The sequence below is a fragment of the Alienimonas chondri genome (assembly GCF_013036045.1).
Lineage (GTDB): Bacteria > Planctomycetota > Planctomycetia > Planctomycetales > Planctomycetaceae > Alienimonas > Alienimonas chondri.
On the sequence record NZ_WTPX01000004.1, the window covers coordinates 1 to 14,718 of the forward strand.

At 68.8% G+C, this 14,718-nt stretch carries 12 protein-coding genes; 6 read left to right on the forward strand and 6 right to left on the reverse strand.

The features are described 5' to 3' along the window. From tsaE to uvrB, 3 genes are all read left to right on the forward strand, one after another. Positions 1 to 541 (forward strand): tRNA (adenosine(37)-N6)-threonylcarbamoyltransferase complex ATPase subunit type 1 TsaE (gene tsaE / locus LzC2_RS00950; RefSeq protein WP_171182761.1); only part of this gene is annotated, 541 nt, incomplete at its 5' end. Next, positions 531 to 1,328 (forward strand): segregation and condensation protein A, encoded by a 798-nt coding sequence (locus LzC2_RS00955; protein ID WP_171182763.1) that lies wholly within the window; start codon positions 531 to 533, stop codon positions 1,326 to 1,328. The genes tsaE and LzC2_RS00955, both read left to right, overlap by 11 nt. A gap of 136 nt (positions 1,329 to 1,464) precedes the next feature. Continuing rightward, positions 1,465 to 3,558 (forward strand): excinuclease ABC subunit UvrB, encoded by a 2,094-nt coding sequence (gene uvrB, locus LzC2_RS00960; protein ID WP_171182765.1) that lies wholly within the window; start codon positions 1,465 to 1,467, stop codon positions 3,556 to 3,558. Between the two features lie 30 nt (positions 3,559 to 3,588). Here the strand turns inward: uvrB and LzC2_RS00965 are convergent, their stop codons facing one another. From LzC2_RS00965 to LzC2_RS00990, 6 genes are all read right to left on the reverse strand, one after another. Next, on the reverse strand, positions 3,589 to 3,828 hold the full coding sequence (locus LzC2_RS00965; RefSeq protein WP_171182767.1) for a hypothetical protein: 240 nt from the start codon (positions 3,826 to 3,828) through the stop codon (positions 3,589 to 3,591). Between the two features lie 33 nt (positions 3,829 to 3,861). Next, the gene (locus LzC2_RS00970) at positions 3,862 to 4,869 is read right to left on the reverse strand and encodes a UDP-N-acetylglucosamine--N-acetylmuramyl-(pentapeptide) pyrophosphoryl-undecaprenol N-acetylglucosamine transferase (RefSeq protein ID WP_171182769.1); all 1,008 of its coding nucleotides are present in this window, start codon (positions 4,867 to 4,869) and stop codon (positions 3,862 to 3,864) included. Positions 4,870 to 4,874: 5 nt separating this feature from the next. Then, positions 4,875 to 5,969, reverse strand: a complete 1,095-nt coding sequence (locus LzC2_RS00975; protein WP_171182771.1) for an FtsW/RodA/SpoVE family cell cycle protein — start codon at positions 5,967 to 5,969, stop codon at positions 4,875 to 4,877. A 158-nt stretch (positions 5,970 to 6,127) separates the two neighbouring features. Next, complete coding sequence (gene mraY / locus LzC2_RS00980; protein WP_171182773.1) at positions 6,128 to 7,231, reverse strand: phospho-N-acetylmuramoyl-pentapeptide-transferase; 1,104 nt, start codon at positions 7,229 to 7,231, stop codon at positions 6,128 to 6,130. Between the two features lie 451 nt (positions 7,232 to 7,682). Continuing rightward, complete coding sequence (locus tag LzC2_RS00985; RefSeq protein ID WP_315854479.1) at positions 7,683 to 9,050, reverse strand: UDP-N-acetylmuramoyl-tripeptide--D-alanyl-D-alanine ligase; 1,368 nt, start codon at positions 9,048 to 9,050, stop codon at positions 7,683 to 7,685. A gap of 2 nt (positions 9,051 to 9,052) precedes the next feature. Then, positions 9,053 to 10,561, reverse strand: coding sequence for a UDP-N-acetylmuramoyl-L-alanyl-D-glutamate--2,6-diaminopimelate ligase (locus LzC2_RS00990; RefSeq protein ID WP_171182786.1), 1,509 nt, complete (start codon positions 10,559 to 10,561; stop codon positions 9,053 to 9,055). A 62-nt stretch (positions 10,562 to 10,623) separates the two neighbouring features. Here LzC2_RS00990 and LzC2_RS00995 point away from each other — a divergent pair, with 62 nt between their 5' ends. The 3 genes from LzC2_RS00995 (at position 10,624) to LzC2_RS01005 (ending at position 14,674) form a co-directional block, all read left to right on the forward strand. Further along, positions 10,624 to 11,673, forward strand: a complete 1,050-nt coding sequence (locus LzC2_RS00995) for a ferrochelatase (protein ID WP_171182788.1) — start codon at positions 10,624 to 10,626, stop codon at positions 11,671 to 11,673. 206 nt (positions 11,674 to 11,879) lie between these two features. After that, on the forward strand, positions 11,880 to 12,356 hold the full coding sequence (rimI, locus tag LzC2_RS01000; RefSeq protein WP_246254622.1) for a ribosomal protein S18-alanine N-acetyltransferase: 477 nt from the start codon (positions 11,880 to 11,882) through the stop codon (positions 12,354 to 12,356). 131 nt (positions 12,357 to 12,487) lie between these two features. Beyond that, the gene (locus tag LzC2_RS01005; protein WP_171182792.1) at positions 12,488 to 14,674 is read left to right on the forward strand and encodes an excinuclease ABC subunit UvrA; all 2,187 of its coding nucleotides are present in this window, start codon (positions 12,488 to 12,490) and stop codon (positions 14,672 to 14,674) included. Positions 14,675 to 14,718 lie beyond the last annotated feature (44 nt).

A 14,718-nucleotide genomic window follows, 5' to 3' on the forward strand; every position in this document is an offset into this window, starting at 1 on the left:
CGCCATCTCCGCTCACCCGCAATCGCAGCCCGTCGCCCCCGTTCCCCCGGATCTCCTCCTCCCGGATGAAGCGGCGACCGATCGCCTCGGCCGGTTCCTCGCGGACCGCCTGAGCGTCGGCTCCGTGATTGGTTTGAACGGAGAACTCGGCGCCGGCAAGACGCGGTTGGTGCGCGCGATCGCCCTCGCCGCCGGCGTGGACCCCGCGGAGATCGGCAGCCCCACGTTCACCCTCGTTCGCGAATATCGCACGGCGCTCACCTCGTTCCCCGAGGCGCCGCCCCTCCTCTTCCACCTCGACGCCTACCGTCTGGCGGACGAAGACGACTACCTGAACCTCGGCCCGGAGGAGTTCATCGAGACCGGCGCCACGCTGATCGAATGGGCCGAACGCGTCGCGGACGTGCTGCCGACCGATCGTCTCACGCTAACGCTGGCCGCCACGGGGGAAACGAGCCGTGCGGTCGTCGTGAGGGCCGGCGGGCCGGACTCGCGCGTTCTCCGCGACGCGATCCTGGCGGAGTTTTCGCATGACCGCTGACGCCCCCGCCCTCGCCGTCCATCGCCCGCAGACCGAGGCGAACCGCGACGCGATCGCCGAGGAAGAGGCGGAGGGGTTCCGAATCGGCTTGGATCTGTACGTCGGCCCGGTCGACCTGCTGCACCACCTCGCCCGCCGGAGCGAAGTCGACCTGCTCGACCTGCCGCTCGCCAAGGTGGTCGGGCAGTTCGAGGCGTACAGCAAAGCGTTGGGCTACCTGGACCTCGACGGCACGGGGGACTTCCTCTCCGCCGCGACTCATCTGGTGGAGATGAAGAGCAAGCGAGCCTTGCCAGTCGCTCCAAAGAAAGAGAAGGAGGAAGCCCCCAGCGAGGACCGGACGGCCCTGCTGAGCCGACTGCTCGAATATCGCCGCTACAAAGAAGCCGCCGCCGCCCTTGAGAAGCGTGCCTCGGGCGCGTCGGAACGGTTGCCGCGGATCGTCGATCGCCCCGCCGCCGACCGCGGCGGCGCCGACCGCATCCGCGACGTCGAGTTGTGGGATCTCGTCGGGGCGTTGGCCCGGGTGATCGAACCCGCCGAGGAGGTCGGCGCCGGCACGCTGAAGCGAGAGGAGATTCCCGTGGCGAAGTGGGTGGAGCGGCTGGACGCCCGCATTCGTGCCGAGGGCCGGGTGCGATTCGAAGACTGCTTCGAAGACCCCCGCGACCGCGGCGCCGTCACCGGGGCGTTCCTCGCGGTGCTGGAATTGCTGCGGCACCACCGCTTCCGAGCGGAACAGGCGGAGAACTTCGGCCCGATCGTGCTGCTCCCGCCCATGGCCTAAATCCCAAGAGACAAGAACTCGAGAACCAATCGCTCGACTCGTCACTCCGTTTGGTTCTTGAGTTCTTGGTCTTGGAGCTTCGGGGGCGTACCGTTGCCCCCGGACTGTTCTCACGTTCACACGCCCCCGCCCAACCGTGCCGAAGTTCGAGGTCGTCAGCGAGTTCGCCCCCGGCGGCGATCAACCCAAAGCGATCGACGCCCTGACCGCGGGTTTGAACGCGGGAGAGCGCGATCAGGTGTTGCTGGGCGTCACCGGCTCCGGCAAGACGTTCACGATCGCGAACGTCATCGAACGGGTGCAGAAGCCCACGCTCGTTCTCTCCCACAACAAAACGCTCGCGGCCCAGTTGTACGGCGAACTGCGGGAGTTCTTCCCGAACAACGCCGTCAGCTATTTCGTCTCCTATTACGACTATTACCAACCCGAGGCGTACATCCCCGCACGGGATATCTATATTGAAAAAGACTCCAGCATCAACGAGGAGATCGATCGTTTGCGGCTGCAGGCGACGAGCCAGTTGGTCAGCCGCCGGGACGTGATCGTCGTGTCATCGGTCAGTTGTATTTACGGGCTGGGCAGCCCGAAAGAGTACGTGAACATGATGGTCCCGATTCAGGTCGGCGAAGAACTGGACCGGGACGAGGCGCTGCTCAAGTTCATCGACATCCAATACGACCGCAACGACTACGACCTGGCCCGCGGACGATTCCGCGTTCGCGGAGACACGATCGAATTGTGGCCCGCCTACGAGGAGTTCGCCTACCGCATCGAACTGTGGGGCGACGAAGTGGAGGCGCTGTCCGTCATCAACCCCACCAGCGGGGAGACGATCAAGAAGGTCGACGAAGCCTATATTTATCCAGCCAAGCACTTCGTCATGCCCGCCGACAAGATGGGCAAAGCGATCGCGGAGATCGAGGGCGAATTGAACGCTCAGTTGGAGAAGTTCCATAAGGAAGGCAAGCTGCTGGAAGCCCAGCGGCTCTCCGCCCGCACGCGGTACGACACCGAATTAATGAAAGAAGCCGGGTTCTGCCCGGGCATCGAGAACTACAGCCGCGCCCTCGCCGGCCGCAAGCCGGGTCAACCGCCGGATACGCTGCTGGACTTCTTCCCGAAGGATTTCCTGACCGTCATTGACGAATCGCACGTCAGCGTGCCGCAGGTGCGGGCAATGTATAACGGCGACCACGCCCGTAAGAAAACGCTGGTGGAGCACGGCTTCCGCCTGCCGATGGCGATGGACAACCGCCCCTTGAAGTTCGAGGAGTGGGAAGAACGCCGCGGCCAAACGATCTTCGTTTCCGCCACTCCGAACGACTGGGAGTTGGAACTGACGGAGGGCGAAATCGTCGAGCAGGTCATTCGCCCGACCGGCCTGATCGACCCGCAAATCCACGTCGTCCCGGCCCGCGGACAAGTTCCGCACCTGCGGGAACAGATCGCCAAGCGCATCGAACGCAGCGAGCGAGTGCTCGTGACCTGTTTGACGAAGCGCCTCAGCGAAGACCTCACCGCCTATCTTCAAGAGGACGGCGTCAAATGCATGTGGCTGCATAGCGAAATGGACGCCATCGAACGCGTCCAGGTGCTCCGTGAACTGCGCGAGGGCAGCCATGACGTCGTCATCGGCGTGAACCTGCTGCGAGAAGGCCTCGACCTGCCGGAAGTCTCGCTGGTGGCGATCCTTGACGCCGATAAAGAGGGTTTCCTGCGCAGCGAAACGAGCCTCATTCAGACGATCGGCCGCAGCGCCCGCAACGTGAACGCGGAGGTCTTTCTCTACGCCGATCGCGTGACCGACAGCATGGCCCGCGCGATGGAGGAAACGAACCGACGCCGGGCGATTCAAATCGCTCACAATAAAAAGCACAATATCACCCCGCGATCGACCACGCGGAAAATCAGCGGCGGGATCGAGGCGGAGGTGCAGGCCAACCAGAGCGTTCGCAAGGCGGTCACGTCCGAGCCGGGGACCGTCACGATCACGAAGGAATTGATCGCGGAACTCGAGAAAGAGATGCTCGCCGCCGCGGAGAATCTGGAATTCGAAAAGGCCGCGGGCCTGCGGGACAAGGTTGCCAAACTGAGCGACCGCATCGGCGAACCGCTAAACGAGTCGGACCTCAGGCCGGCCTCCGATCGCGGCAAGCGCGGGCGACGGGGCCGGGGCGGAAGCAAGAAGGGCGAACGCGTGCCGAAGCCTGCGGGTTCGTCCGGTCAGTAACGCCTTCGCCGGCCGGACGACGCGGTCGGGTCAGACCCAAAATTGAAGATACCAATCCATCGCCGCCCCGATCGCCGGGACGGCGTCGCACAGCACCAGCAGCGGCATATAGAGCCGCACGAGAACCGGGTTCGTGCCGGAGTACACGCCGTAATAGATCGGATAATACAGCGGCCCCGCGGCGAGCACGTAAATCACCAGCGTGGCCGCCAGATACGCCGGCAGCCACTTCCAGAAGTGATTCCAGTCAAATTTGTGCTGCGGACGCACGGGGAACGGTCTCGGGGAGGGGCGGGCCACAGTCTACCCGCGCAACCGGCGGAGTTCGGCCCGAATCAGCTCCGCCACGTTCGCCGCCGGGTCGATCGGCGTCAGCCGCCGGACTGCCGGGGGGGCCTCGGCCAGCGATTCGGCCAGTGCCGCCCGCAACCGCTCCGGCAGGTTCGGCCCCTCTTCGACGACCGCACAGCCTTGCACGGCGGCGTGCCGACGGGCGTTGGCAAGCTGGTGCCCAGCGGCATGCGGGTAGGGCACGAGTATCGGCCGCACCCCGTATCCCGCGGCTTCCGCAAGCGTCAACGCCCCGGCCCGGGTGATCGCCGCCGCCGATTCTGCGAGCCTCACGGCGGCGTTCGGAAAGAACGAGGCGACCTCAACCTGTTCCGCAGGTACCCCCGCCGCGACGTAGGCAGACCGGACGGCCTCGGGATCGCCGCCGCATTGATGCCGAATCCGCAACGACCCCACGCCTGACAGCCCGGCGACGGCCGCGGGAACGGCGGCGTCCAACGAGGCGGACCCGGACGATCCCCCCAGCACCAGCAGCGAGCGAGGCTCCACCCGCACCTCCGCCGGCAACCCGCGTTTGCGATTCGGCGTCGCGCGGAACACGCGATCCGCCCATGGACTCAGCGCCCGCTTCGCCCGGCCGTCCACGGCGTTCGGCTCGATGAGAAAGACGACGGCGCCCCCCATCTTCGCCCCCAAGACCCCGGGCACGCTGACGTAACCGCCGGTTCCGACCGCCACAGTCGGTCGCCCCTTGGCGGCTCGGCGGGCAGACCGAACGGCACCCGCGAAACCACGGGCCGCGGCGATGGACGTCAGCGTTCGCCGCACCGGCGCCAGCGGGAACGACTGGTGCAGGTACGACTCCGCCTCCATCATCCGCCGCTCGACCGGCCGATCGCCGACGAGAAACAGGATCTCCGGCGGATCGTCGCCGGCGCTCAGAGCGTCCGCAACGGCCAATCCCGGCGTGAGGTGTCCACCGCTGCCTCCGCCGCAGAACAGGACCAGCGTGCGTCGCACGGGAGTCACAGGGAGTTCCCCGACTCTTCGCCGGAGAGTCGCGGGGAGTCCGGTGGGCGACTGAGCGAGAGAACCAGCCCCACCGCAGCGCACGTCACGACGAGACTGCTCCCCCCGCGAGAGAGAAACGGGTGCGGGATGCCCGTCGGCGGGAGCAGTCCGCAGACGACCCCGGCGTTCAACAGCGCCTGACCGACGAGTTGCACGACCAACGCTCCCGCCGCCGCTCGGCGGACCGGCGAGGCGAATCGAACTGCCCGCAAGCCGAACCACGCCAGCAGAACCCACAGCAGCAGTACCCCGCAGGCGCCGACCAGCCCCAGTTCCTCCCCGACGGCGGCGAGGGCGAAGTCGTCGTCGGCCTCCGGGAGGAAGCTCAACTTCTGCCAGCCACGGCCGAGTCCGCAGCCCCAGAGGCCGCCGGATCCCAGCGCGACCGCCCCCTGTCGCACTTGGTATGGGGCCGAAGCGGGGTCGAACAGAGAATCCCAGAACGCCGTCACCCGCCCCCATTGATAGGGCCGCAGCGCAAACGTCGCCGCGGCCGCGGGAATCGCGGCGCAGGCGCCGGCGGCGAACGGCCACAGCGGCCACCCCCGCAACCAGACCGCCGCGGCAGCGCCCAGCAGCACGGTCACCGCAGTCGAGAGGTCCGGCTCGGCCGCGATCAATCCGGCGCACAGCAGTGCCGGCCACACGCCGCATAAGCGTCTCACGGACCCCAGCCCAAACCGCCCGGTCGCGATTCGGCTTGAAGGAACCGGGCGATAGGCGATCGCCAACGGGACGCACAGCTTGGCCAGTTCGGCGGGCTGCACGCTGACGCCCGCCGCCCGCAGCCAGCGCCGGGCGCCGCCGCTCTTCACGCCCACGCCGGGGATCAGCACGGCGATCAGCAACAGCACGGTCGCCGCCAGCAGCCAGGGAATCGCTCTGCGGATCCACGTGGGCGGCGTGAAGGCGCAAGCGGTCCCCGCGACGACGGCGATCGCCAGCAGCACGCAGCACTTCGCCAACACGCGAGCCGGATCCGGCTCGGCCATCGCGGTCGAGTGGGCGACGGTCAGTCCCACCCCGGCCAACACCGCGGCGACGCCCACGAACGCCCGGCGATCGTCTTGGTGAGTCGTGATCGTTTGAGCCCCGACCGTCAGGGAGGCGGCCGCTCTGGCGGGAGCAAATGTTTGCGGAAGCTCGCCGCACCCGGGTGAGCGGCCCCTCCCTGACGGTCGGGGCTCATCGGCGATTTCAGTCTCCATCACCGCAGATTCAAACTCGCGAACGCCGCGGCCGCGCAGACCGCGGAGCCGATCCAAAATCGCACGACGATCCGGCCCTCGCTGTGCCCGCGAAACACGAAATGGTTGTGGAGCGGGCTGCACGCGATCGGCTTGAAGCCCCAGATCCGATAGCAGCCGACCTGCCCGATCACGGACAACGCTTCCGCGACGAACACCCCCGCGACGAGGATCAGCAGCAATTCCTGCCGCACCGCCGTGGCGCTGAAGGCCAGCAGACCGCCGAACGACAGGGCGCCGGTGTCCCCCATGAACACCTCCGCCGGGTGCGTGTTGAACCACAGGAAGCCGAGCATCCCGCCGGTGGCGGCGCTCAGCAGCACGGCCAGCTCGCCGCCGCCGCGGACATGCGGCACGGCGAGGTGCTCCGCCCACACGGCGTGTCCGGCGAGGTAGCACAGGCCCGTCACCGCGGCGCCCGCCACCACCGCACAGCCCGCGGCGAGACCGTCGAGACCGTCGGTCAGGTTCACCGCGTTCGATCCCGCCGCCGTCACCAGCGCCACCCAGGGGACGAACAGTAGACCGGTCGGAATCGACAGCCCGCCGATCGGCAGCACGATCTCCGTCATCACCCCGGCTTCGTTCAATGCGATTTGCAGCAACACCGCCCCGACGGCCGCGAGGCCGAACTGGGCCGCGAGCTTCTCGCCGGCTTTCAATCCCCGCCGAGCGGTTCGCAGCTTCACCCAATCGTCCGCGGCGCCCAGCGCGGCGAACGAGCCGACCACGAACATCCCGGCTTGAACGAAGCGATTCGAGAGGTCGCCCCACACCGCCCCGCCGGCCAGCACCGCAGCGACGGTGAACAGCCCGCCCATCGTCGGCGTGCCGGTCTTCTGGGCGTGCAAGGCGTCGAGCGTCCCGCTGGCGCTCTTCACCTCTTCGCGGAACCGGGCCCGCAGCCACGCAATCGCCCGCGGGCCGAGCAGCAGAGCGAAGCAAAACGCCGTCACCCCGGCCGCGACCGTGCGGCCGGCGAGGAACACCCGGCTGTTGCCGGGCACGATGGCGTCCGCGGAGTCCAGCAGCGGGCCGAACGTCTGGAGCAGAAAGACGATCATCGGTCGTGCCGCCTTCGCTAACGCGTGGGGTGCAGCGGGGAACGTGAACGAAAACACCCCCGCCGGCGTTTCCGCCGGCGGGGGTGCGGGGAGCCGACCGACCGGACCCGCGTCCGGTCGGTCGGCCGTATCCATCGTCTTCGTCGAGCGGTGCGGCGGAGTGATCGACCCATCAAATCACATGTTCCTTCGCACCCTCAGGCGCTCTCGACCGCGAGCGTTCCCCGCCCCCAATACGGGACGAGAAACCGGTGCGATCGACGGATGCGTCTCCCCGCAGAGTCGCGATCCGGGCGACGACGATGGACCTCCTGACGGTTATTTCGGTGAGGGGCAGGTGCGAGACGCCCGCTGCGGGCGGGGCGACTCGCGGCGGGCGATGTGTCGTTCAGACCGGCGGTCCGGGGGAACCCCGATTCCCGCGGTTTTCCCGGCTCCACGCGAAATTCACTCAAGAGAACGCCGCGATCCCCGCGGCGATCACCCGTTCCAGCCCGTCCGCCCGGCAGCCTTTCGCCAGCGCCACGTCTCCCGGGCGGATCTCCTCGCTCAAAACAGCGGCCGCGGCGCTCGCATCGCGAACCCGAATACCGACCGCTTCGGACAACCCGGCCGCGTCCGCCGTGCGGGCGCCGGTGGCGCCGACGAACAGCACGCGGTCCAGCCCCGCCGTCGCGATGCGACGGCCGAGTTTCGCATACAGCCGGTCGGCCTCCTCGCCCAACTCCCGCATCCCGCCGCACACCAACCAACGTCGACCAGGCGGGACGACCGGCCAACTGGCGAGCAGATCGACCGCGGCGAAGAAACCTTCCGGCGGGGCGTTGTAGGTGTCGTCGATGAAGGTCGCTCCGCCGACGACCGTGACGGCCCCGCGCCCCGGCGGCGGGCGAAACCGGGTCAGACCGTTCCGTATCGCCTCGTTCGACAGCCCCAATGCTTCTCCGACCGCCACCGCGCACGCACCGAGCGACACGAAATGCGGCGCGAACCCCTGCAGCGAGAACGTTGTCCCGTTCCGACCGAACCGCAGGAACCCCGGTGGGGCCGGCAGCGGTTCGACCCGTACGTCGCAGTCGGCCGTCGTGCCGGCGACGACGATCGGTCGCTCTGCGGTTTGGGCGAGCGCCCGAGCCCCCGGGTCGTCCCTGTTCACGACGAGCACGCCGTCCGGGGCGACGCCGGCGAACAGCTCCGCCTTCGCGGCTCGCAGCGCCGCCGGTCCGCCGAACGTGCCGACGTGGGCCGTGCCGACGCCCGTCAGCACGCCGGCCGTCGGCTTCGCCCATTCGCAGAGCGTCGCGATCTCGCCGGGGGAGGAAGCGCCGACTTCGATGACGGCAGACCGATGCTCCGGGGCGATCTCGCAGAGCGTCAGCGGGACGCCGAGCGCGTTGTTGAAGTTCGCCCGACTGCGAACCCCGGGCCCGAGGCCGGACAACGCGGCGTGCAGCAGATCCCGACAGGTCGTTTTCCCATGCGAGCCGCCGACGGCCACGACGGGTCCGGCGCACTGGTCGCGGTTCCACGCCCCGAGTTGGGCGAGCGCCGCGGCGGGGTCGGGCACGACGATCGCCGGTCCAGCGTCGGTCTCCTGTGCGACGACCGCCGCGACGGCGCCGCGGTGGAAGGCGTCCGCGACATAATCGTGCCCGTCGGTGCGGGCGCCGGGCAGGGCGAAGAAGAGGTCTCCGGGACGCACCGCCCGGGAATCGATCGCCGCGCCCCCGACTTGTGTCCCCCGCGTAACGCCGAGGCTCCGCGGAGCCTCGGCGTTACGGAACACACTTGGAAGTCGATCGAGCGTAAGGGGGAACACGTTCAGTCCCCCGCAAACCCAGGCGACGCGAGGATCTCCCGGCAAACGACGCGATCGTCAAAGGGGTGATACACGCCGGCGACCTCCTGCGTCGTCTCGTGCCCCTTGCCGCAAATCAATACCCAGTCCCTCGGTCGGGCCGCAGACAGCGCGGCGGCGATCGCGGCGCGGCGGTCCTCGATGATTTCATATCGAGCCGGGTCCGGGTGCCCGGCGGCGAGGTCGCGGAGGATGGCGTGCGGGTCTTCGGATCGCGGATTGTCCGAGGTGAAGACGACGCAATCCGCCAGCCCGGCCGCGGCGCCCATCTCCGCCCGCTTGCCGCGGTCCCGGTCCCCGCCGGCGCCGACGAGGAGGTGCAATCGGCCTTCGCACAGCGGCCGGACGGCGTCGATCACCGCCCGCAGGCCATCGGGGGTATGGGCGTAATCGACCAGCACGCGAAAGGGTTGGCCGCACTCGATTTCCTCCAGCCGCCCAGGCACCGGAGAGACCTTTGCTAACCCGAGGGCGACGGCGCGGGGATCGAACGAGGTCAATGCGACGGCAGCCGCTGCGGCGTTGAGGACGTTGAAGCGACCGAGTAGGGGGAGACTCAGCCGACGCGGCGGCGGTTGAAAGCCGGCGTTCCCGAGCACAAAAGTCGAGCCGACCGGACCGCAGCCAGCCGCAGAGATTCGTCCGCTTCCCGCACAGTCGAATCCGAAGCCGGTGACCTTCGTCGCACGCTGGTCCCTCGCCGACTGCTTGAGAAGGATGCGTTCCACTAACGGGTCGTCGATGCAGCCGATCAGTCTGCCGTCATCGGCTAGCAGATCGACAATCTCCGCCTTCGCCTCCGCGACGGACTCCAAGCTGCCGTGGTAATCGAGGTGATCCCGCGTCACATTCGTGATGACCGCCGAGGACAGCCGCAGCCCCGCGGCCCGGTCCTGATCGAGGGCGTGCGACGACAACTCCACCGCCGCGGCCTCACAGCCGTTCGCCACGCAGCGGGCCAGCCAGGCGTGCAGGTCCTCGCAGGCGGGGGTGGTGAGCTGGGAGGGCACGATCTCGCGGCCGTCGTCGGTCTCGATCGTGCCGCACAGACCGGCGATCGGCGGCTTGTATTTCACCCGCATCGCCTCTCGAAAGATGCTGCGGAGCAGCCAGCAGACGGTCGATTTGCCGTTCGTCCCCGTCACCCCGGCGACGAACAATCGTTCGCTCGGCCGGCCGTGCAGTTGATGGCAAACCTCGCCGAACGCCTGCCGGACGTCCCCTCGCCAGGGCGTGAAGACTGCGACGGGGATGGGACACTCCGACAACGGTTCGTCGGTGAGGACCACGGCGGCCCCCCGTTCGACGGCGTCCTCCCAGAACCACGCCCCGTGCACATCCCTCCCCCGCAGACCGGCGAACAGCCCGCCGGGCGTCACGCGGCCGCTGAACTCCGTGGCGGCGGTGAAGGGGACGGTTCCTGCCTCGCCCAGATCGTCCCGATTCAACGCTTCCCTCAGCGTGAGCGGCACGGCGGGGTGGCGATTCGAAGGCGGCGGCGAATCATGGGGCGTCACTTCCCCAAGGTATGTCGATGCCCGGCCCATACGTCTACGACGCGATCCTGCTGACCTCCTTCGGCGGGCCGGAGGGGCCGGATGACGTGATCCCCTTCCTCGAAAACGTGCTCCGCGGCAAACCGGTGCCGCGGGAACGGCTGCTGGAAGTCGCGGAGCACTACCAGAGCTTCGGCGGCGTCTCGCCGATCAATCAGCAGTGCCGTGATCTAATCGCGGCGCTCGAACCGGCGCTGAAGGAGGCCGGCGTCGACCTGCCGATCTACTGGGGGAACCGGAACTGGGAGCCGATGCTGCCGGACACGCTGAAGCAGATGGCCGACGACGGCGTGAACCGGGCGCTGGCGCTCGTGACCAGCGCCTACAGCTGTTACAGCGGCTGCCGGCAGTACCGCGAGGACCTGCACCGCGCCCGGGAAGCGGTGTGTGAAGGGGAAGCCGAGGCCGACGCCCCGGCGATCGACAAGGTGCGGGTCTGGTACAACCACCCCAGCTGGATCGACGTGAACGCCGATCTGATTCGGGCTGCGTTGGACGATCTGCCGGCGGAGCTGCGGGACGGGGCGCACGTCGCCTTCACGGCCCATTCCATCCCGATGTCGATGGCCGACACCAGCGATTACGCCCGCCAACTGCACGAGACGAGCCGGCTGATCGCGGAACGCCTCGACATCCCCGAGGATCGCTGGGCGTTGGTCTACCAGTCCCGCAGCGGTCGCCCGCAGGATCCGTGGTTGGAGCCGGACGTGTGCGATCACCTCGAAGCCGTCCACGCCGCCGGCGTGCGGGCCGCGGTGGTGGCGCCGATCGGGTTCATCTCGGATCACATGGAGGTGCTGTACGACCTGGACGACGAGGCGAAGACGAAGGCGGCGGAGATGGGCTTGGAGTTCCGCCGCGCCGGCACCGCGGGGACGGATCCGCGGTTCGTCGCGATGCTGGTCGAATTGATCCTCGAACGGCTGGGCGAGGCGTCGGAGAAGCGGGCCGTTGGAGCGTTCCGTCCGAACCACGACGTCTGTCCGAAAAACTGCTGTCCGAACCCGTATCGAGCGTCTCCCGTATGACTCCGTAACGCCGAGGCTCCGCGGAGCCTCGGCGTTACGGAGGCGACGAAAACTTGAGAGGAACCGGGGTTTCGTCCTTGGGGGGCGTGGGGTACACCCCGTGCACAGTCCCCGCACCCCCGGCAAGGAGGCCGGCCGCGATGCCGTCAGAACTTTCCATTCATCGCCCCGACGCCGTCCAGATCCGGTGGTTGATCCGCCGTGACATGCCGGCTGTCCTCGAAATCGAAGCGGCCAGCTTCGAGTTCGCCTGGACCGAGGAAGACTTCATCTGCTGCCTCCGGCAGCGCAACTGCATCGGCATGGTGGCCGAAGTCGCAGGCGAGGTCGTCGGCTACATGATCTACGAGCTGCAGAAAAGCCGCTTGCGGATCCTGAACTTCGCCGTCGCCCCCGAGAACCGCCGCGGCGGCATCGGCCGGCAGATGGTTCGCCGTCTGGTCGACAAGCTGTCGCAGCAGCGCCGCACGGAGATCGTGCTGGAGGTTCGCGAGACGAACCTTCCCGCGCAGCTGTTCTTCAAGGGCGAGGGCTTTCGGGCCTTCCGCGTCGTCCATGACCGCTACGACGACACGACCGAAGACGCCTACGCGATGCACTTCGCGCTGTCGAACACCCCCGCCGCCTTCAAACCGGCCAACCGCATCAGCGCCTTCCTGATGCCCGAAGCCGACGCGGCCTGAGCCTGTTCGTAGTGGCGCCCTTCAGGGCGCCCCGAGCGGCACAGCCGCGAACCCGTGGCGTGATCGCTCGCTCCGCTCGCGGGGGCGCCCTGAAGGGACGCCACTACGAACGGGGACGCTAACATGCCGCCATGCCCGCTCCCGACGCCCCGCCGATTCGTCTGCGGGGCGTCCGAGTGCGCGACCTACAGATCGACGCCCTCGATCTGCCGCTCGGCGCCCTGACAGTCGTCGCCGGCGTGGCGGGGTCCGGGAAGAGCACGCTGCTGCGGGACGTGTTGCATGCGGAGGGACAGCGGCGGTACGTCGCGGCGCTCTCCGCCTCGGCTCGCCGCCTGCTGGAACGGCGCGAACGGCCGGATGCCGACGCGATCGAGCATGTCCCGCCGGCGATTCTGATCGACCTCGATCAGCCGCCTGCAAAAGACGAGACGCTCGCCGATCGGGCGGGTCTCGGCGATCTGCTGCGCACCGCCTTCGCCGCGCTCGCGCGGCCGCACGATCCGGCCACCGGCGCCGTGCTGCCCGTCACGCGGGCCGACGTCGCCGCCCACGGATTGACCGCAGCGTTCCCCGACGCCCGCACGCTGATCGGCTTCGCCGCCGACGCCGCGCTCTCCCCGGAGGCGTACCGCGGCGCCGGTTTCAACCGGTTCGTCGCCGGCGCCGAGACCGGCCGATTAGAAGACGCGGAGGCGCTCCCCGCCGGCGCCGCCGTCCTCGTGGACCGCGTGAAGCTCTCGCCGTCCTCCCTCGAGCGGACGGAGGAAAGCCTCTCGACGGCCCTGCGATTTGGCGGCGGGCGGGCGGTCGTCTGGACGGAGTGGCCCGAGGGCGACCGGGAGATCGACGGCCGGACCTGGGTCGAACAGATCGTCCGCGATCGCGCCGTTCTGGACGACGGGGCCGTGCTACCGGGTCCCACGCCGCGATTGTTCTCCGCGTCGTTCGGGCCAAAGGAGATCGGTCGGCGGGCGTGGCGATTCGAGGGCGACACCTGGGATCAGTGGCTTGCACAGACCGGGAAGAACCTGCGTAAAACTCTGCCGACGGACGGTCCGCCGGCGGTCTCGCAGCTTGCGGTCGCGCTCGATCGATTGGACGGCTGGGTGCTCGCGGGGACGCCGCTGAACACGCCGGCCTCGTCTCTCAACGGCGCCGAGAATCGCCGGGCGCTGCTCGCCGCCGCCGCGGACCCGGGGATGCGGGGACTCCTGATGCTGTTCGACGCGCCGCTCGCCGGGCTGCCGGCCGAGGATGCGGAGCGGTTCCAGTCGCTCTGCCGATCGCTGACGGACGGGGGGAACACGGTCGTCGCGGCGGGGTCGGAGCCGGCGCTTTGCCGGGCGGCGGATCGGCTGGTGGAACTCGGCCCCGGGGCCGGGGCCGACGGCGGTCGGGTTCTCTTTGCCGGCCCGCCTGATGAGATCGCGAACGCGGAGGGTTCGATCCTCGCCCCGTTCCTGCACTCCGAATCCCCCTCCGCCGCCTCCGCTTCCCACGACGCGACGGAGGCGCTGCCGGATGCGAACCGCACGCCGTTCGTGCCGCGGGGGCTGGCGGTTCTGACCGGGGAGAATGCGGAGGAGCGACTGCGCACGCTGGCCGCCGAGGCGACCGCGGTGGAGCGGTTCGGCCGCTTCGGAGACGTGTTGTTCGGTCCTCGAAAGCCGCTGACGAAGAGTCCGCGGAGCACCGTGGCCACGTTTCTGGGGTTCTTCGGGGAGATCCGAGACCTGTTCGCCTCGACGCCGGAGGCGAAGTTGCGGGGCTTCACCGCCGGGCATTTCTCGCTGGCGGGATCGTCGCCGGGGCGGTGTCCGTTGTGCGAGGGGACAGGAACCGTCACCACGCCGATGCAGTTCCTGCCGGACTTGGTCGCGACCTGTCCGGAGTGCGGCGGGGACCGGTTCAAGCCGGAGATCCTGGCGATCCGCGTGCGGGGGCTGTCGATCGCGGACACGTTGAACCTCACCGCCGAGGACGCCGTGCCGTTCTTCCGCGGACGGCCCAAGCCGCGGGCGCGGGCGGCCGCGGTCCGGGACGTGGGGTTAGGCCACATTACGATCGGCCGGGCGGCGAACACGCTGAGCCACGGCGAAGGCCAGCGCCTGCGGTTGGCGAAGACGCTGGCCGCCCGCACCGCGTCCGCGACGTTGATTCTGCTCGAAGCGCCCGCCGCCGGACTGCACCCCGCCGACGCGGAGCGACTCTGCGAGGTGTTCGCACGCCTGACGGAGAACGGCCACGCCGTGGTCGCCGCCGACTCCCACCCTCGCCTGCTCGCCGCGGCGGACGCGGTGATCGACTGCGGATGACCCCGCGGGCGCCCGTGGCGAGCCGGTTCTGCGGGCTGTAGCGG

Bases quoted from the DNA above. Each gene is read 5' to 3' on its own strand.
- LzC2_RS01005 (WP_171182792.1), top strand. From the start codon at position 12,488: ATGCCCGCTCCCGACGCCCCGCCGATTCGTCTGCGGGGCGTCCGAGTG.
- LzC2_RS00955 (WP_171182763.1), top strand. From the start codon at position 531: ATGACCGCTGACGCCCCCGCCCTCGCCGTCCATCGCCCGCAGACCGAG.
- LzC2_RS00995 (WP_171182788.1), top strand. From the start codon at position 10,624: ATGCCCGGCCCATACGTCTACGACGCGATCCTGCTGACCTCCTTCGGC.
- rimI (WP_246254622.1), top strand. From the start codon at position 11,880: ATGCCGGCTGTCCTCGAAATCGAAGCGGCCAGCTTCGAGTTCGCCTGG.
- mraY (WP_171182773.1), bottom strand. From the start codon at position 7,231: ATGATCGTCTTTCTGCTCCAGACGTTCGGCCCGCTGCTGGACTCCGCG.